This window comes from Glutamicibacter ardleyensis, assembly GCF_014644555.1.
Classification (GTDB): Bacteria; Actinomycetota; Actinomycetes; order Actinomycetales; family Micrococcaceae; genus Glutamicibacter; species Glutamicibacter bergerei.
In genome coordinates this window covers 417,164-432,400 of record NZ_BMKX01000002.1, presented here as the reverse complement: position 1 = coordinate 432,400, position 15,237 = coordinate 417,164, and the positions used below count along the sequence as shown (strand labels likewise).

Annotated in this window: 27 protein-coding genes; 26 read left to right on the top strand and 1 reads right to left on the bottom strand. The window is 57.3% G+C overall.

The features are described from left to right. Positions 1-95 precede the first annotated feature (95 nt). From IEX04_RS06625 to IEX04_RS06550, 16 genes are all read left to right on the top strand, one after another. Positions 96-263, top strand: coding sequence for a hypothetical protein (locus IEX04_RS06625; RefSeq protein WP_188684589.1), 168 nt, complete (start codon positions 96-98; stop codon positions 261-263). 480 nt (positions 264-743) lie between these two features. After that, a complete protein-coding gene (locus IEX04_RS06620) occupies positions 744-1,016 on the top strand; it encodes an FYVE zinc finger domain-containing protein (RefSeq protein ID WP_188684587.1) in 273 nt (90 codons plus the stop codon). Continuing rightward, complete coding sequence (locus IEX04_RS06615; RefSeq protein WP_188684585.1) at positions 1,013-1,273, top strand: hypothetical protein; 261 nt, start codon at positions 1,013-1,015, stop codon at positions 1,271-1,273. The genes IEX04_RS06620 and IEX04_RS06615 overlap by 4 nt, the downstream gene beginning before the upstream one ends. 3 nt (positions 1,274-1,276) lie before the next feature. Beyond that, on the top strand, positions 1,277-1,492 hold the full coding sequence (locus tag IEX04_RS06610; protein ID WP_188684584.1) for a hypothetical protein: 216 nt from the start codon (positions 1,277-1,279) through the stop codon (positions 1,490-1,492). Beyond that, a complete protein-coding gene (locus IEX04_RS06605) occupies positions 1,489-1,851 on the top strand; it encodes an HIT family protein (protein ID WP_188684582.1) in 363 nt (120 codons plus the stop codon). Before IEX04_RS06610 ends, IEX04_RS06605 begins: the two co-directional genes overlap by 4 nt. After that, positions 1,848-2,156 carry a hypothetical protein gene (locus IEX04_RS06600; RefSeq protein ID WP_229677038.1) on the top strand — a complete coding sequence of 103 codons (309 nt, stop codon included), beginning with the start codon at positions 1,848-1,850 and terminating at the stop codon, positions 2,154-2,156. Before IEX04_RS06605 ends, IEX04_RS06600 begins: the two co-directional genes overlap by 4 nt. 19 nt (positions 2,157-2,175) lie before the next feature. Further along, entirely contained in the window at positions 2,176-2,427 is a 252-nt protein-coding gene (locus IEX04_RS06595; protein ID WP_188684578.1) for a hypothetical protein, read from the top strand. 256 nt (positions 2,428-2,683) lie between these two features. Further along, positions 2,684-2,896, top strand: coding sequence for a hypothetical protein (locus IEX04_RS06590; RefSeq protein ID WP_188684576.1), 213 nt, complete (start codon positions 2,684-2,686; stop codon positions 2,894-2,896). A 20-nt stretch (positions 2,897-2,916) separates the two neighbouring features. Beyond that, complete coding sequence (locus IEX04_RS06585; protein WP_194446437.1) at positions 2,917-3,066, top strand: hypothetical protein; 150 nt, start codon at positions 2,917-2,919, stop codon at positions 3,064-3,066. A gap of 331 nt (positions 3,067-3,397) precedes the next feature. Next, positions 3,398-3,724 carry a hypothetical protein gene (locus tag IEX04_RS06580; protein WP_188684572.1) on the top strand — a complete coding sequence of 109 codons (327 nt, stop codon included), beginning with the start codon at positions 3,398-3,400 and terminating at the stop codon, positions 3,722-3,724. Continuing rightward, positions 3,721-4,491, top strand: a complete 771-nt coding sequence (locus tag IEX04_RS06575; RefSeq protein WP_188684570.1) for a hypothetical protein — start codon at positions 3,721-3,723, stop codon at positions 4,489-4,491. Before IEX04_RS06580 ends, IEX04_RS06575 begins: the two co-directional genes overlap by 4 nt. A 644-nt stretch (positions 4,492-5,135) precedes the next feature. After that, positions 5,136-5,324, top strand: coding sequence for a hypothetical protein (locus IEX04_RS06570; RefSeq protein WP_188684568.1), 189 nt, complete (start codon positions 5,136-5,138; stop codon positions 5,322-5,324). A gap of 107 nt (positions 5,325-5,431) precedes the next feature. Then, complete coding sequence (locus tag IEX04_RS06565; RefSeq protein WP_188684566.1) at positions 5,432-5,683, top strand: hypothetical protein; 252 nt, start codon at positions 5,432-5,434, stop codon at positions 5,681-5,683. Positions 5,684-5,692: 9 nt separating this feature from the next. Beyond that, complete coding sequence (locus tag IEX04_RS06560) at positions 5,693-6,070, top strand: hypothetical protein (protein ID WP_188684564.1); 378 nt, start codon at positions 5,693-5,695, stop codon at positions 6,068-6,070. A gap of 150 nt (positions 6,071-6,220) precedes the next feature. Next, the gene (locus tag IEX04_RS06555; protein WP_188684562.1) at positions 6,221-6,436 is read left to right on the top strand and encodes a MerR family transcriptional regulator; all 216 of its coding nucleotides are present in this window, start codon (positions 6,221-6,223) and stop codon (positions 6,434-6,436) included. Continuing rightward, positions 6,433-6,642, top strand: a complete 210-nt coding sequence (locus tag IEX04_RS06550; protein WP_188684560.1) for a hypothetical protein — start codon at positions 6,433-6,435, stop codon at positions 6,640-6,642. Before IEX04_RS06555 ends, IEX04_RS06550 begins: the two co-directional genes overlap by 4 nt. Here the strand turns inward: IEX04_RS06550 and IEX04_RS06545 are convergent. Further along, entirely contained in the window at positions 6,627-6,905 is a 279-nt protein-coding gene (locus IEX04_RS06545) for a hypothetical protein (protein ID WP_229677037.1), read from the bottom strand. The two genes, IEX04_RS06550 and IEX04_RS06545, sit on opposite strands and share 16 nt — an antisense overlap. Positions 6,906-7,054: 149 nt before the next feature. Here IEX04_RS06545 and IEX04_RS06540 point away from each other — a divergent pair, with 149 nt between their 5' ends. The 10 genes from IEX04_RS06540 to IEX04_RS06500 all read left to right on the top strand — a co-directional run bounded on the left by IEX04_RS06540 (position 7,055) and on the right by IEX04_RS06500 (position 15,226). Continuing rightward, positions 7,055-7,204 carry a hypothetical protein gene (locus tag IEX04_RS06540; protein ID WP_188684556.1) on the top strand — a complete coding sequence of 50 codons (150 nt, stop codon included), beginning with the start codon at positions 7,055-7,057 and terminating at the stop codon, positions 7,202-7,204. Further along, on the top strand, positions 7,188-7,955 hold the full coding sequence (locus tag IEX04_RS06535) for an adenine nucleotide alpha hydrolase family protein (RefSeq protein ID WP_188684554.1): 768 nt from the start codon (positions 7,188-7,190) through the stop codon (positions 7,953-7,955). Before IEX04_RS06540 ends, IEX04_RS06535 begins: the two co-directional genes overlap by 17 nt. Continuing rightward, complete coding sequence (locus IEX04_RS06530) at positions 7,942-8,406, top strand: hypothetical protein (RefSeq protein ID WP_188684552.1); 465 nt, start codon at positions 7,942-7,944, stop codon at positions 8,404-8,406. The genes IEX04_RS06535 and IEX04_RS06530 overlap by 14 nt, the downstream gene beginning before the upstream one ends. 209 nt (positions 8,407-8,615) lie before the next feature. Further along, positions 8,616-8,747 (top strand): hypothetical protein, encoded by a 132-nt coding sequence (locus IEX04_RS19010; protein WP_268236913.1) that lies wholly within the window; start codon positions 8,616-8,618, stop codon positions 8,745-8,747. Between the two features lie 116 nt (positions 8,748-8,863). After that, positions 8,864-9,331: a hypothetical protein gene (locus IEX04_RS06525; protein ID WP_188684550.1), complete on the top strand. Its 468-nt coding sequence runs from the start codon at positions 8,864-8,866 to the stop codon at positions 9,329-9,331. 3 nt (positions 9,332-9,334) lie between these two features. Further along, positions 9,335-10,669 carry a PBSX family phage terminase large subunit gene (locus IEX04_RS06520; protein WP_229677036.1) on the top strand — a complete coding sequence of 445 codons (1,335 nt, stop codon included), beginning with the start codon at positions 9,335-9,337 and terminating at the stop codon, positions 10,667-10,669. 16 nt (positions 10,670-10,685) lie between these two features. Further along, positions 10,686-12,203, top strand: a complete 1,518-nt coding sequence (locus IEX04_RS06515; RefSeq protein ID WP_188684548.1) for a phage portal protein — start codon at positions 10,686-10,688, stop codon at positions 12,201-12,203. A 14-nt stretch (positions 12,204-12,217) separates the two neighbouring features. Further along, positions 12,218-13,357, top strand: a complete 1,140-nt coding sequence (locus IEX04_RS06510) for a phage minor capsid protein (RefSeq protein ID WP_188684546.1) — start codon at positions 12,218-12,220, stop codon at positions 13,355-13,357. 55 nt (positions 13,358-13,412) lie between these two features. Further along, a complete protein-coding gene (locus tag IEX04_RS06505) occupies positions 13,413-14,300 on the top strand; it encodes a hypothetical protein (protein WP_194446436.1) in 888 nt (295 codons plus the stop codon). Positions 14,301-14,317: 17 nt separating this feature from the next. Then, positions 14,318-15,226, top strand: a complete 909-nt coding sequence (locus IEX04_RS06500) for a phage major capsid protein (protein ID WP_188684542.1) — start codon at positions 14,318-14,320, stop codon at positions 15,224-15,226. Positions 15,227-15,237 lie beyond the last annotated feature (11 nt).

The following is a 15,237-nucleotide window of genomic DNA, read 5'->3' as shown; positions in this document are numbered from 1 at the left end:
GACACAGCGCACACCTGCAAAACATGCGGGAAAGTGCACTACGTGGCATCACTAGCCCGCGACTGCGAAAAGCGTCACGAGAAAGCAGGCTCACGTTGGAACAACTAGAGATCCCACTCAACGAGGTAGTCCAAATCATGGCCAGGCGCATAGGCCAACTCGAGTACGACCTCGCAGTGGCCACCGTCCAAGCACAGGTAGCCATGACCAAGCTCGCAGAACTCCAAGCACAACAGCACACCCCGAAAGCAGGCAAAGCATAATGGCACTCCTAGTAGCCCGCACCTCACTCTCAGACCCCATTGGCCTCTCAGTGCCTCGCAGGGGCATGAACATGGGTGCCAGCCCCTCAACGCTCGACTCCCGCCCGTACACGTATCACGGCACAGACGTGGACGTACTCACACCCAACAAAAAAGCAAAACCCACAGCACGCCCCAAAATCACCAACCGCGGCAACCACGCCACCAACTGCTACTGCAACACCTGCCAACTAGCACGGGCCAGAATGCTATGACCGCCGCAACCACAGACAAGACCACACGCCCAACCACCAGCATGGGCGACAACGACGACTCAGACGACCTCGTACACCGGTTCTGCGATAAGTCCCGCATCACCTCCAGGTGCGGGAAAACCAAAACTGATTGGGTTGTCCCAAACCCCACAGACCTGTACTGCGCAGTATGCGACGACATGCAGAAACGACAGTACTGCTCACACTGCGCCGAGGGCGACGACACATGACCGCCCCATTCACCCCGCAGTACATCGAATACGAGCAAGACGGGCAATGGTGGCTGGACCTCCTCATCCCCGGCGCCGGCTACCGCACCTACGGCCCGTACACGCAACGCACCGACCAATGCCCCCGCTGCCAAAACCCCGAATTCGTGGTTACCAACGGGACAGGCCAATGCCCACGCTGCAACCACCAATGGGAACAACCCCAGCACCCGGAACCATCACCCGGCCAAGTAGGGCACATCAGCATCAACACGAGGGACACGCAATGAGTGAAAAAATCGAAGCCGTCCGCCAAGCACTCCAAGACCTCATGAACGAGGGCGCTAAAGGCCCGCTACTCCTCACCGGCTGGGTTGCTTGCGTGAACGTCGTCATGGAGAACGGGGCCACCATCGTCCTGAAAGCGTCCCCATCTGAACAACCACGAGCCCTGGACTACGGCCTCCTCGCCCTCGTACACGAGTCTGAGACGTCGCAGATCCGCGGGCAGTCATCAATCCGAGATCTTTACCCAGAGGAGGACTAGACCATGACCCGCCGCAACGCCCTTGTGAACAACCTGCACGGCGCTATCTACAACCTCAACTACCAGCTGCACGTAGAACACCTCACCGCACAGCTAGCGCAGAACGTGGACCCGGAAGACATGAGCGCCACACTCCGCCGAATCGAATACAAGGTGTCCACCGGCAAAGCATCCCGCATCCAAGCGATCTCCCGCGAAATCAACAAGGCACTAGCGTGAACCTCCACCCTCGCGAAGAGTGCGCGTTCTGCACCATCATCCACGAATACGCCCCGGCAAAGGACTTCCGATACCACGGCAGTTTCGTCTACTCATTCGTACCGCTCAACCCGGTAACTCCAGGGCACCGGTTGTTCATACCACGCAGGCACGTCCCCACCGCAGCACACGCACCTGAGCTAGTCGCAGACTGCATGAGATCCGCAGCCGTACATGGCTCAGCGATACACGACGAGTTCAACCTCATCGTGAACAGCGGCCCCAATGCCTCCCAAACCGTCCCACACCTCCACATCCACTACGTACCCCGCCGTGAGAACGACGGGCTGCACCTCCCATGGACAGGACAAACCCATTGAGCGAAGCAAAGCAATTCCGTAAAAAGCCCGTCACCATCGAAGCAATGCAGTTCCAAGATCTACGCCCCGGTGAAACCATCCGAGACTTTGAACGCCGAGCAATCGACATAGCCCATTGGTGCGGTGGACGGTTCGACTGTGAGGCCAAGGCCAGTGATCCGACAGACGTTGCCTACTGGATCGACATCCCAACACTTGAGGGCGTGATGAAAGCGCGCCTAGGTTGGTGGATCATCCGAGGCGTACAAGGCGAGTTCTACCCGTGCGAACCGCAAATATTCGAAGCAACCTACGACCAGGTCTAAACCCACCAAAGGAAACACCATGAGCATGACCACCGAAGAATTTCACACACTTTTCGAGCAGACATTCAACGTGCAAACCAACTCCGAGCTACGCCGTGAAGACTACGGCAAAGCCAAAGCCCTCATTGGAGTTATTTCGAAGTCCACCGCTTCACTCTCAGACGTAGTCAAGCTAGCCGACGCACTAGGCCTGAATCTGAGCATTTCAGCGTCATCGAAGCCACTACCCGAACCCCCAGTGGAAAAAGACGACGGCAAGGCAGACAGATAGCCATGGGCCTCCTCCCAACACTCCCAGGCGCTGTACGTGGCATTGTCGCCGTCCGCACCCACGAGGACGGCAAAGAACGGTACACACTGCAATGCGAGAACTGTTATGAAACAGAGGAACCAGCACGCCTCATCCTCATGACGTTTAAGTTCAGGGGCCGGCACCACGGCGAAAACCTGCGACTCTGCCCACCCTGCCGACGCGCAGCCACCAGAGAGTGCCCATGCAGCGGGTGCATGAACATGAGGGAACCACGATGAGCCACAGCCCCGTCTACCGCGAAGATTCACCATTCCAGGACGAGTGCACGTGTGGTTGGCGAGCTTACGGGGCCCGCGACCGATACGAGGGCTATCAGGACTTGAACCGGCATCTTGACCGCGAACGCGATAAAGAACGCGCACAAGCCGCAGCCGAGAAAGAACGTATCCGCCTACTCACCCAAGGACAGAACTGGGACCTACCATGATGCACCCCATGATGCACCCCATGATGCACTCCAATGAGATCCGACTTGAAGCACTCAAACTAGCCGTACAGACCGTCACGGAAACAAAAAACGAACTGAACCCGGCATTGGACGTACTCAAGGTAGCCCGCCAGTACGAGGCCTACATTCTGGATGTCGAAGCCAAATGACACCGCTGGAGCTACTAGAAGCGCACCAATTCGAACCCGGATACCTCTGCAACTCAGACAACCGGTGCAAATGTGGCTATCTCTATAACCGTGGCTACGGGGGCAACCAGAGCCTACGCCAACGGCATGACACGCACCTAGCTCACATGATCGACAACCACATGCAGGAACGGGAAGCGAAGATGCGCCAACTGATCCGCGACCTAACAGACCCCGGCAAGTGTTGGTTCGACCATAACGGGGGTTGCCAAGAACACGGGTACCTCACTTTGGAACCTGGCGAACTCTGCCCGCACGCTGAGGCCACACAACTGCTAGGAGACGAAACCGAATGACCGCCCTCGAAATCCTAGAAGAGCACGAGTTCATGCTCACCGGCGATGTAACGGCAGACGAGGGCACATGGAAAACAGTGTGTTCCGGTTGCGATTGGTGCGAACCATTCAGCGACGCATCATTAGACCTGCACCAACGCCACGTAGCCACGGTTCTGGACGAACACATACGGGAAGCTCGTGCGCAGGAGCTGGAAGATATGGCCAACATCCTGGAATCACGTTTAGCGGGACACACACGGGAGAGTGGGCAAACTATCGCCGGACGCGGAATCATCCGCGAGATCAGAGACCGCGCAGGGAAGGTCCGAACCCAACTATGAGCGTATCCCCATGCAAATACCCCCGATGCCAAGACATCGAAGGCAACCCCGAACTCACCGACACCCAGTTCTGCGCAGCCTGCCAACGCCGGTTCGAACGCCTACTCAACCAGGCCATGCAAGACTACATCGACCTGAAAACCTACCTGCCACGCCCCGCAGTCACCACCACCAGCGGACGCGGCACTGTGAAAGCCGGCTACGGGCACCCACGCGAATGGGCGTCAAGCTTGGCACAGGACATAGTGAAAATCAGTGTCGCCTACACCACGGCTTTCATCAAAGAGAAAGGCACCACCCTCAGCCAGAAATGGGGACCCAGCTACCACCCAGGGCAAAGCGAACTCCTACAAGCCGTAGCCACCAAAGACTACTGGACCAAACACTACGAGGAACTGGCCGAATGGGACCAAGCGCCAGACATGGCCGGCGAACTCGCAGTACTCACCCGCCAAGCAAAACAAGGCTTAGGCCAAGGCCGTAAAGTCACACACCTCATCCCGCCCTGCCCCAAATGCCTCCTACGCGCACTATTCACCTGGGAAGGCTCAGACACCATCGAATGCGGTAACTGCTACCACCGCATGGGCGAACAAGGCTACGCCGACGCGCTCAACGAATCACTGGCAGCACAGCAACGCTACAACTTCCACCGGGTAGACGACCTCATAGCCGAATACGACGCTACTGCCGAAACACCGGAACCTGAGACGGGTCAATCACCTGCACCACAGATGTCAGGTCCCGAGCTACCGCAGCACACGTAGAATCCGTCACTACCAGATCCGGGTTGTACCGGCACTCGTTAGCCCACTCCAGTGATAAGTCATTCATCTGCTCATACGCCGTCTCCTGCTCAGGGGACGGCGTACTTGTATCCCCGTACACGTCTAGAGCAATCATCACCTTGTCTGAAAGCTCAGTTGTGCACTGTGCATGGGTGAGGCTCTGACAGTAAGTATCTGGGGTACTGGGAGTGCTTGGTCCACTCTCAGGAATGCAGCCCGTGAGACACAGGACTGCCAACACCAAAACGTAGGGTGTGTGTGATCTCATAGCTGAACTATACCTTTCAAGTTAAAAGAGGAGCCCCGCCACGGCTGGGGGTCCGTGGCGGGGCTGGATTGTAGGGGGATCTTCGGGGAAGAGGGTTAGAGCATTAGTGGCCTCCTGGGTGCCTGCCGTTTTCCTATGTGGTGATGAATCAATCATGAACGCCTTCTATTGTCGTGTCAAGAGTCTAAACATAAATTCTTTGCGTTCTGCTATTGCATCCAAGTGATTACGGGGAAGTAACTTAAAATAGCTTGTTTAGACCGTTGACACTTAGTGCACCAACGTTTAGGCTCTAAACATAGAAACAGTTACCCGCAGGGCACCAGCCCCGCACCGTCTCCCTTTGGAGGACACCATGGCCACCAGCACCACTGCCCGTCAGATCTTTGCAGATGCGCACAGCATCGCAGGCGATGAGCTACGAGCCCACACATCAGGCGACTTGCACGCCGCCGCCGAACTGGCCGTGGAAGCAGGAGACGCCAAGATAGCGTGCCGACTCGCTTACTACGCTGGCATGGCGACTGTCCTAGAAGACTTATAACCACCGTGGCGGGACTGAAACCCCGCCACCCCAAAACTTCGCCAGCAATGGCAAGACGGGCAGGGCAAAGAGGCTAGCCCGTAGCAAACGACACATGGGGGTACCAAATGTCACTCGCACAACCAGCCTGGACCACAGAATGGCCAATAGCCGGGGGAATCATCAACCCAGCTATCCACGTCTCTGAACCCAGCACCACCAACGGGATCACCGTGCAACTCACCTGGGATGAACTAGATGACAGCACACTAGTCCACATCAAAGAGGGCAACGACGAACTGGACATCACCATAGCCCAGATGCTCAGCCTCCGAGACCAACTCATCGAATTCACCCACATCTACGAACACAGCCGTTAGGGGCCCAAAATGTTACTCAAGATGCTGCAAGCCAAACTGCCGGGATACTTCCCCGACACGTGCACACCAGAACTTTTGGACATGCTTTTCGAAGAACGCCCAGCGTTGCAAGAAATGCGTACTCGAGTCCTGCGCACCCTGAAAACCATTAGGGAACTGGACGAGGACAACCCGCGCCGGCAGGCACTAGAACAAATCCCACCAGAGGACGCCTACTGCCAAGCACTACGCCAGTACCTACAACACGACCAGAACTGCTACAAATCCCGCCAGCAAGGCCGCGAACTCCCCCAGGGGTACGACTACCTAGGCGACGTATACGAGGACTACCTGAACTGGATGGAGGTCAACTCTGCTATTGCGCACCTGGACTTCATCAGCGCATAACCACACACCAAAGAACGGCCCACCATAAAATATGGTGGGCCGTTCTCGTGACTCAAAGATAAATAAGTCTGTTGCAACAATGAGTCAGTGTGACATACACTCAACACGTACCAGTGGCACACCTGTATCCACATCCCAGAGGAGGCAATCATGAGCATTCAGATTGAAAACCTCACCTCCGCCGATTTGGACCAGCTCGTGAGCACCGTGCAAGCTGCCGAAGCCGCAGGCGTACACCCGCAAACCGTAAGACAGTGGCGTTCCCGCGGAAAAATCGAACCAAGCGGCCTAGACAAGTACAGCCGGCCACTCTACAAACTCATTGATGTGCTCCGCACAGAACAAGGGACCAGGTACCGGCGATGAACGAGCTACTAGCAATCGACATCCACTGCGACATTTGCGGGCGTAACTGGGAACTCCGCGACGCGACCATGCCCCAGGCTGAACTCATGTTCAAACTGAGCGAGTCCCACGTACACACGGATGACCAGCTCGCCATGTACATGAACAGCGAACCGGACTACTCCATGCACTACGACGACCAGACCGACACTCAGGATGAAGACTGAACACGAGGCATCTCAGGTAATATCCCGCCGTTGCCCTCTTTAGCTTTCTTGATCATCGTCGCCCGTGAGTACCCTGTAGCCTCGCCTATCTGAGCCCATGAAGCGCCGGCCAATCGTGCCCGTGCAATCACACCGGGCTCTTCCTCCAAGAACGTGCGCACTGCGTGCAGCTGCTCCAGGCGTGTCAAAGCTGCCACTTTAGGGTCTACTGCTGGATCTGCCATGCTGACCAGTTTAGTGAGTGCATCTTCTCCGCTGAGCATTTCGTACCTTCCGGGTATGGCGGGATGTTTAGAGCCTACCCACATGGTGTGTGGGCGCGTCTGCTTGTTCCCGCGCTTTTTGGCGACTTGTTCAATTATAGTGTGTTTAGGGTGTTGACACTATAGATAAGAGTGTTTAGACTCTAAACATGGAAACTCTAGTAATCACCCTCATAGTAGCAACCATCATCTGGGCCGTCCTCGCCGCCGCAATCATCGTATTTATGGCGGGATGTAGCCGAAACTGGAAAGCCGAAAAAGCCGCACAGGAGAAACAAAACAATGCCAATCACGTTTAACGGGGTAGGCGCAAACTGGCCAACCAGTGAACAACTCCGCAAAGACCTAGCCGAGCGAGACGTACCACTCATGCTCAGCTTCTCCCGCGGGAAAGACGCCCTCGCAGCATGGCTTGCCATGCTAGACAGTGGCATCAAACCCCAGAACATCCACCCCATCTACTACGAACTAGTCCCAGGCCTCAAATTCACCAAAGAGTCCGTGGAGTACTACGAGGACGTATTCAAGACAAAGGTAACCACGTTCCCACACCCTGCGATGTACCGCATGTGGAACGCCGGGGTCTACCAGCCGATAGACCGCACCTGGATCATCGAAGCCTCACACATGCCCGAACCGTCGTTCGAAGACATGCAGCAGATGTACCGCGAAGACCACGACCTGCCAGATGACACTCTCATCTGCACAGGCGTTCGTGCAGCCGACAGCATCGCCCGCCGTACCTTCATCAAGAAAACCGGGCCACTCACGACCTCCAAGAACCGCTTAGCGATCATCTGGGACTGGACACGTGGCGAATGCTACGACCGTATCGCAGCCGAAGGCATCGACCTGCCACCAGACTACGAATGGTTCCTACGCCCTCACCCAAGGACTGGGAAACTCGTCAAGAACAGCGGGCGCACCTTTGACGGGCTGGCCGCTCAGTTCCTCGTCCCACTGCGTGAACACGCACCCGAAGATTTTGCCACCATCCTCGAATGGTTCCCACTAGTCGAATTGGACCTGATCCGCAATGAGCAACGATAACGAACTAGACCTCTCCGCCCTACTAGGTGGAGGGCTGGACGTAAACGCGCTCACCCAGGGGTTAGACCTCGACATGGACAGTGGCTTGGATCTGGACGCGCTCACAGGCGTTCCCGCCGAAGAGCTACCCGACCCGCTCGCAGACGTGGACTACACCGACGACCTGGAGGAAGACGCACGCGCCGAATGGGACGCAATCAAAGCGTCCTACAAGAAACAGGACGCACAGCAGAAAGCCCAGTTCGCTGGCCTCTACGATTCCCGCTTCTACTTCTCAGAGGTTTACCAGACCGCTGAGGAATGCGAACAAGCCATGCGCATCCAAGCCCGCATCCTAGGCTTTGATTACAAAAAAGCTGGATTTGGTTACTACCGCGAAGGCAAACAGGTAATGAAGCGTATGCGCCTGCTAGCTGACCGCCTAGGCATCGACATAAGCGACCTCCTCTAAACTTCCCCCATACCCCGCAGATAAGCCCTCACAAATGATTGTGGGGGCTTTTCTCATGCGCCAATGAGGGGGTGAACAACTTTGCGTAACCGACTATCTCGTGTGCGTGCTGGCATCGCCCGTGCAACCCGTGGCATTACTAGCCGTCTTTCCCGCCGCGCATCCAGTGCCGGCAGCTCAGGTTCAGGTTCCTAACCCTTGGAGACCCAATGCGTAACCGATCTCTACGTCAGTACATCGATGGAGGCATAGCCTCCCTAGAAGGCTTTGCCAACCTGCAAGGAAACCGTAACCTCACCCAGCGTGCAGGCTCCGCAGCGTCCTCCGCGTCAGGCTCCTAAAGCTCGTGCAGGGCCCGACCCCAAACGGGCCCTGCACGCAAAAACCATTCCACACCCTCGCCAGGCGCTGAGGGGTACAACGCTTTGCCGCCAGGTGCGGGGAAGGAAACGCCGTCATGGGTAACTCATCAGCGCGGGACAACCGCATCGCGAACACACGCGAACGCCAAAAGAAAGCGCTTGAACTGCGCAAAGCCGGCGCAACCTATGAGCAGATAGCGGAAGCCAACATAGGCTACGCCAACCGGGGCACCGTGCAGAAAGCCGTGAAACGCGCGATCTTAGAGATCCCCCGCGAGGAAGCCAAGGAAGTACTCGCCCTTGAGCTATCCCGCCTCGATGACGCACTACGGGCTATCTGGCCCAAGATCATCACCGGCGACCTATGGGCCATAGACCGGCTCATCAACCTGCAAAACCGTCGCGCACAGTACCTAGGCCTCAACGAACGTATCCCAGAGGACAACAGTGGCGAAGTGAAAGCCGCTCTACTCGGATTCTTGGAAGGCGCCAAAGCGAAAGCCGCCGAGATCGAAGCACGCGAAGCGACCGAACAGGAATTGCCGACAGTCACGGAGGATTAGCCCGTGGCCAACGTAATGTCTGACCGGCAAATAACAGCTGTCGCCAACGCTGAGGGCCGTGTCAACATTTACGAAGGCGCGATCCGCTCCGGCAAAACCTTCGCCTCAATCCTCCGGTGGCTAGCGTTTGTTATCACTGCCCCACCCAACGGGCAGCTGATCATGATTGGCAAAAATAAAGACTCCATCTTCCGTAACGTGTTCGAACCTATCGAATCCGAACCGGCACTGAACATGGTTGCCCAGCACGTCCACTACCGCCAAGGCTCACCGACTGCCCGCATCTTTGGGCGACGTGTCCACGTGGTAGGCGCGAACGATCAGAAAGCGGAATCAAAGATCCGCGGTATGACGGTAGGCGGGGCATACGTTGACGAGGTCACCGTGTTACCCGTGGAGTTCTTCAAACAGCTACTAGGGCGCATGTCCGTAGACGGCGCCAAGCTCTTCGGAACGACCAACCCAGACTCACCCTCCCATTGGCTGAAAACTGAGTACCTGGACAAGATCGACCATCCAGACCCAGAGGTAAAACTCATTGGGTGGAAGCGATTTCACTTCACCATTGACGACAACCCCAGCCTGTCCGACGACTATAAGAACTCGCTACGCCGTGAATACACGGGGCTGTGGTTCCGCAGGTTCATCCTCGGACTGTGGGTATCTGCTGAGGGCGCGATCTACGACATGTGGGACGCAGCCCAATTCAACCGGGACCGACCTAAAGACGGTGGCCACCTCGTGCAGTGGGAAGACCTCCCAGAGATGGAAGACCTGCTGTGTGTGGGCCTCGACTACGGTACGACCAACCCGACCAGTGCAATCCTCCTGGGGATGGGCATTGACGGGCGACTCTACGCCATAGACGAATACCGCCACGTGTCCAAAGACGGCGAAATCCGCCTCACGGACAAGCAACTGTCCGAACGGCTGATCTCGTGGATAGGTAAGAAACACCTCCCAGACTCCACACCGGAACGGCCAAGGGATGACGGGTTCCTAGAACCACGATTCCTCATCATCGACCCTTCCGCAGCATCCCTGCAAACACAGCTCCTCGTGGACGGGGTAACGAACGTGGAACACGCAGAAAACGATGTCACCTACGGCATCCGTAAAGTCGCGTCTCTCATGTCTCAGAAACTCCTCCTCGTGTCATCGCTGTGCCACGGTCTGATCTCTGAGCTTCCCGGCTATTCATGGGACCCAGACGAACAGCTCAAGGGCCGGGACAAGCCACTCAAGACCGCTGACCACTCCTGTGACGCGATCCGCTACGCAGTAGCAACTACCGAACAAATGTGGGCTCGCCGGGTGAACTACCGGGTAGCCGCCTAAACTTAGGAGGCTCAACGTGCCACTGCCAACATCCGACACTAAATGGCCACCAGCACCGTATGACCGGTTGCAAAAGGACATCAGCAAGTGGAACGCCTGGTATACCGGGGACGTGTCCACACTGGCCAGTCTCTACGGTGCACAGGACAACCGTTCAGGGTTCCAAAAGGGTGGGATTGTTGGTGTGGCCAAACGGATGTTCCACGGCTCCCCGCAGTCCAGCGCATCACAAAAGCGTTTGCACCTGCCAATCCCTGCTGACCTCGCACGCACGTCCTCTGATCTGCTCTTCGCTGAGCCTCCAACATTCGTTGTAGGTGACGGCACTTCGCAGGACAAGACCACGCAGGACGCTATCAGCAACATCTTTGGCACACCACAGACCGCCTCCGAACTCCTAGAAGCCGGTGAACTGCAAGCCGCCCTCACAGGCGTGTACCTACGCATCGTGTGGGACATAGAAGCCGGCGACTGGGTAACCATCGACGCGCAAGACGCTGACTCAGCTATCCCAGAGTGGCAGCGTGGCCAGTTGCAAGCAGTGACGTTCTGGCAGAAACTCTCCGGTGGAGGCAAAGGGCAGGTCTTCCGGTTCCTTGAACGCCACGAACGCGGGTTCATCGAATACGGGCTATTCATGGGAGACGACAACACCCTAGGTGTCCGTATCCCATTGGATGACCACCCAGACTCTGCATGGGCTGCTGAGATAGTCGATACCGACTCACGCCAGATGACCGGCGCTACCGGCCTCACCGCCGTATACGTGCCGAACATCCGCCCTAACCGCGGATACCGCAACGTGCCTGGGCTATCACTCATGGGACGTAGCGACTTTGACCAGCTAGAGGGCTTGTTTGATGCAGCCGATGAAACGTACTCGGCGCTCATGCGGGAAATCAACCTGAGCAAGGCGCGCGCAGTCGTGAACTCCACAGCATTGCAGGACAACGGGCCGGGGCAAGGCTCCACGTTCGACAGTAACCGTGAAATCTACTCACCCCTGCAAGGCATTGGCTCACTGAAAGACGGCTCACCCGTCACCCTCATTCAACCTGAGATCCGCTCAGCACAGCTCATCGCCACCACCAAAGACATCATGGGGCAGATCCTCCGAACCGCAGGCTACTCCGGCGCATCGTTCGGCGGTGACGACATGGTAAGCAACTTGACCGCAACAGAGGTCAACAGCCGACGTGAACTGTCCAACCGTACCCGCAACAAGAAAATCCATTACTGGAAAGCCGCGCTCACTGAGCTAGGCAAATCAGCGTTGGAAGTTCAGAGCTTTGTGTACGGCACCACCATGAAGATGGACACGGTCAACGTCCAGTTCCCGAAGCAAACCGACGTGGCCCCACAGGTCATGGCAGCGACCCTCTCACAACTGAACGCCGCTGAGGCTATCAGCATTGAGCAGAAAGTGCGGATGCTCCACCCCAACTGGTCAAGCACTGAGATCAACGATGAGGTAGACGCGATCCAAAAGGAACGCGGCACCCCAGTCACAGACCCTACCAAAATCAAGTTTTAGGTTAGGGGGCCAGCGTGGCATGGATTCCCCCGGAAGACATGGACATGGCCGACGTGATCGACCGTCTAGCCCGTGACGTAGTCGAAATGTACGCAGACGCAGAACAACGCCTCCTCAAAGCCATTCAGGTGGAAGTCCTCACCGGACAGAACACCCCAGGCCTAGAGGAAATGTACTTGCGTATGGGCAAGCTACGCCAAGCAGCCCGTGAGATTGTCGCTGAGCTGGAGACCCGGATGCCGGAAACTGTGGAGGCTGTCATGGCCTCCTCAGTGGAAGGTGGCCGGCAGGCAGTGATCCAACAGCTATCCGCGCTGGGGATCACCACCGACATAGCCGTAGTCAGTGGGGCTGTGGTTGGCTCCGTCGCCGCGGCCTACGTCAAAGCAGACCTCGTCAACAAGCTCTCAGACCTGCACAATCGCATCCTCCGTTACCCCGATGACGTGTACCAGAAAGTCATTGGCAGGAACGTCACCAACGCGATCCTCGGCGCCACCACGAACCGTCTTGCACAGCAGGACGCATGGCGTGAATTCCTCGCACAGGGTGTGTATGGATTTGTGGATAAGTCAGGGCGTAACTGGAATCTGGCGACGTACACGGAAATGGCGACCCGGACCGCGATCATGCGGTCATGGGATGAGGCGCACAACGATCAGATGGGCCATTACGGGCTGGATCTCGTCACCCCGATTGTTCGTCAGGACGCGTGCGACCGTTGCGCACGGTGGGCTAAGAAAATCCTTTCCATCAGAGGCCCCGCTGGAACTCAGATGATCGAGCACGCCACCATCGATGGGCGCTACATCGAAGTTCATGTGCACTCCACTGTGGAGCAAGCACGTGAAGACGGATTCAAGCATCCCAACTGTGTGTGCTCGCTCGTCGCATACCTCCCCGGCCTGTCCATCCCGCATGACGCGGTCAAATACGACCCGGAACTGGAAAAGAACCGGGATGATCTCCGCGCTGCTGAACGGGCAGTGCGTAAGGCGAAACGTGAACTTGCGTTAGCCACCCCGCAGGAACAAGCGGCCTACCGTGCAGACCTCAACGAGGCGCGCGCCAAGATCCGCGACATTGTCAAAAACACCCCTCAGCTACGCAAACGCTACCGGGAGCAGTTGAACCTCGGCGCTACACGCAGTTGACCTATCTAGGCCTTGGCGAGGTGCCAGGAGCTTCACCAAACCCCAGGAGGGCAAAGTGTCCATGAACAAGCAGTTCCCGCACGGGATCGACATCACCGCACCGGGTGGAATCGAAGCGCTTATGGCGTTCCACTTCAAGACGTTCGGCATCGCTCAGATGAATGCGAACGCGGGCGGTGACACAGGAGCAACCAACACCGGGGCCACCGGCACAACCGACGATGGTTCTGGCGCAGGAGCCACGACAGCTGGCGCTGAGACAACTACCACCGAAACCACCGTCACGGGCACACAGGCCACCACCAACGCCCCACCGTGGGGCAGTGACGAGGAATTCAACGCTGAAAAGGCCTGGAACCTCGTGCAGGGGCTACGCGCCGACAAAGCCAAGCTCGCAGACGGACGCGAAACCGCGATCCAAGACGCAGTAGCGAAAGCCGTCAAAGACGCGCAGTCCTCCTACACGCAGGACATCGCCAAAGCTTTGGGCCTCGTCGCAGACGAACCAGACCCAGCCAAGCTACTTGAAACCGTCACCGGGGAACGCGACACGCTCACCGGCGAACGAGACACATGGAAGAACGACGCGCTAGACGCCAAACGTCAGCTCGGAGTCTTCACCGCAGCATCCGTCAACAATGCGGATGCCACCAAACTTCTTGACTCCATGAGCTTCATGAACAAAGTCAAGGATTTCGACCCTGCCGCAGACGACTTCAATTCCCAGGTGGAAACAGTAGTCAAGGCAGCGGTTGAAGCCGACAAGTCACTACGCGTCCAGGCGGCGGCGGCACGTGGCGGAGGCGATCTCACAGGAGGAAACGGCACTGGTCAACACCAGCTCAGCCGTGAAGATCTAGCCGGTATGTCTCCGGCAGAAATCCTCAAAGCCAACAAAGAGGGCCGACTCAAGACCCTCGCCACCAACCCCAAAGAGGGTTAGTCAGGAGATAAGCCGCCATGGCTATCGAAAACTTCATCCCAGAACTGTGGTCCGCCGCAATTCTCGAACCATTCGAGCAGGCGCTCGTGTTCGCGCAGCCACAGATCTGCAACCGTGACTACGAGGGCCAGATCCGCCAGATGGGAGACACCGTCAACGTGACCTCCGTGGGCGCACCTACCATCCGCTCCTACGCCAAGGACACCGACCTCACTTTCGAGGATCTGACCGACACCGGCGCCAAGCTGATCATCGATCAGGGCGATTACTTCGGCTTCCGTGTCAACGACATTGACCGGACCCAGGCCGCGGGTAACTTCGAGGGCTCCGGCGTGGCTCAGGCCGGCACCGGCCTCCGCGACAAGGTAGACAAGTACATCGCCTCTCTCATCAAGACCAACGCGCTCACCGGCAACAAGCTCGGAGATGCCAAGGTCATCGATGATGACCCAGCGTTTGCAGACGCTGCAACTCAGACCACCGCTTACCAGGTGCTGATCAAGCTTCGCGAGAAGCTGGATGTGAACGGTGTACCTACCGTTGGTCGCTACGTCGTGGTCAACCCTGAGTTCGTTTCTGCGCTGCTCATGGACAAGCGCTACACCGACCTGTCTGCCTCCGGTAGCCTCGTGCCCCTGCTCAATGGCCAGGTTGGCCGTGGTGCGGGCTTCGATGTGCTCGTGTCAAACAACCTTGCCACCGTTGGTGGCGCCGGCGCGAACAAGGATTACAAGGTCATCACCGCAGGTGTGGCTGCTGCATCCTCATTCGCTATGCAGCTCACTCAGGTTGAAGCGATCCGTGAAGAGAAGCGCTTCGCGAACATCGTTCGTGGCCTCCAGGTCTACGGCGCAAAGGTCTTCCGCCCAGCCGGTCTGGCCACCGCCAACATCCTGTTGCAGCCACGCGTAGTGCCAACCCCATAGTTCAGGGGACA

Coding starts and splice junctions, on each gene's coding strand:
- IEX04_RS06620 (WP_188684587.1), top strand. CDS start 744: ATGACCGCCCCATTCACCCCGCAGTACATCGAATACGAGCAAGACGGG.
- IEX04_RS06615 (WP_188684585.1), top strand. CDS start 1,013: ATGAGTGAAAAAATCGAAGCCGTCCGCCAAGCACTCCAAGACCTCATG.
- IEX04_RS06610 (WP_188684584.1), top strand. CDS start 1,277: ATGACCCGCCGCAACGCCCTTGTGAACAACCTGCACGGCGCTATCTAC.
- IEX04_RS06595 (WP_188684578.1), top strand. CDS start 2,176: ATGAGCATGACCACCGAAGAATTTCACACACTTTTCGAGCAGACATTC.
- IEX04_RS06590 (WP_188684576.1), top strand. CDS start 2,684: ATGAGCCACAGCCCCGTCTACCGCGAAGATTCACCATTCCAGGACGAG.
- IEX04_RS06585 (WP_194446437.1), top strand. CDS start 2,917: ATGATGCACTCCAATGAGATCCGACTTGAAGCACTCAAACTAGCCGTA.
- IEX04_RS06580 (WP_188684572.1), top strand. CDS start 3,398: ATGACCGCCCTCGAAATCCTAGAAGAGCACGAGTTCATGCTCACCGGC.
- IEX04_RS06575 (WP_188684570.1), top strand. CDS start 3,721: ATGAGCGTATCCCCATGCAAATACCCCCGATGCCAAGACATCGAAGGC.
- IEX04_RS06570 (WP_188684568.1), top strand. CDS start 5,136: ATGGCCACCAGCACCACTGCCCGTCAGATCTTTGCAGATGCGCACAGC.
- IEX04_RS06565 (WP_188684566.1), top strand. CDS start 5,432: ATGTCACTCGCACAACCAGCCTGGACCACAGAATGGCCAATAGCCGGG.
- IEX04_RS06560 (WP_188684564.1), top strand. CDS start 5,693: ATGTTACTCAAGATGCTGCAAGCCAAACTGCCGGGATACTTCCCCGAC.
- IEX04_RS06555 (WP_188684562.1), top strand. CDS start 6,221: ATGAGCATTCAGATTGAAAACCTCACCTCCGCCGATTTGGACCAGCTC.
- IEX04_RS06550 (WP_188684560.1), top strand. CDS start 6,433: ATGAACGAGCTACTAGCAATCGACATCCACTGCGACATTTGCGGGCGT.
- IEX04_RS06545 (WP_229677037.1), bottom strand. CDS start 6,905: ATGCTCAGCGGAGAAGATGCACTCACTAAACTGGTCAGCATGGCAGAT.
- IEX04_RS06540 (WP_188684556.1), top strand. CDS start 7,055: ATGGAAACTCTAGTAATCACCCTCATAGTAGCAACCATCATCTGGGCC.
- IEX04_RS06535 (WP_188684554.1), top strand. CDS start 7,188: ATGCCAATCACGTTTAACGGGGTAGGCGCAAACTGGCCAACCAGTGAA.
- IEX04_RS06530 (WP_188684552.1), top strand. CDS start 7,942: ATGAGCAACGATAACGAACTAGACCTCTCCGCCCTACTAGGTGGAGGG.
- IEX04_RS19010 (WP_268236913.1), top strand. CDS start 8,616: ATGCGTAACCGATCTCTACGTCAGTACATCGATGGAGGCATAGCCTCC.
- IEX04_RS06525 (WP_188684550.1), top strand. CDS start 8,864: ATGGGTAACTCATCAGCGCGGGACAACCGCATCGCGAACACACGCGAA.
- IEX04_RS06500 (WP_188684542.1), top strand. CDS start 14,318: ATGGCTATCGAAAACTTCATCCCAGAACTGTGGTCCGCCGCAATTCTC.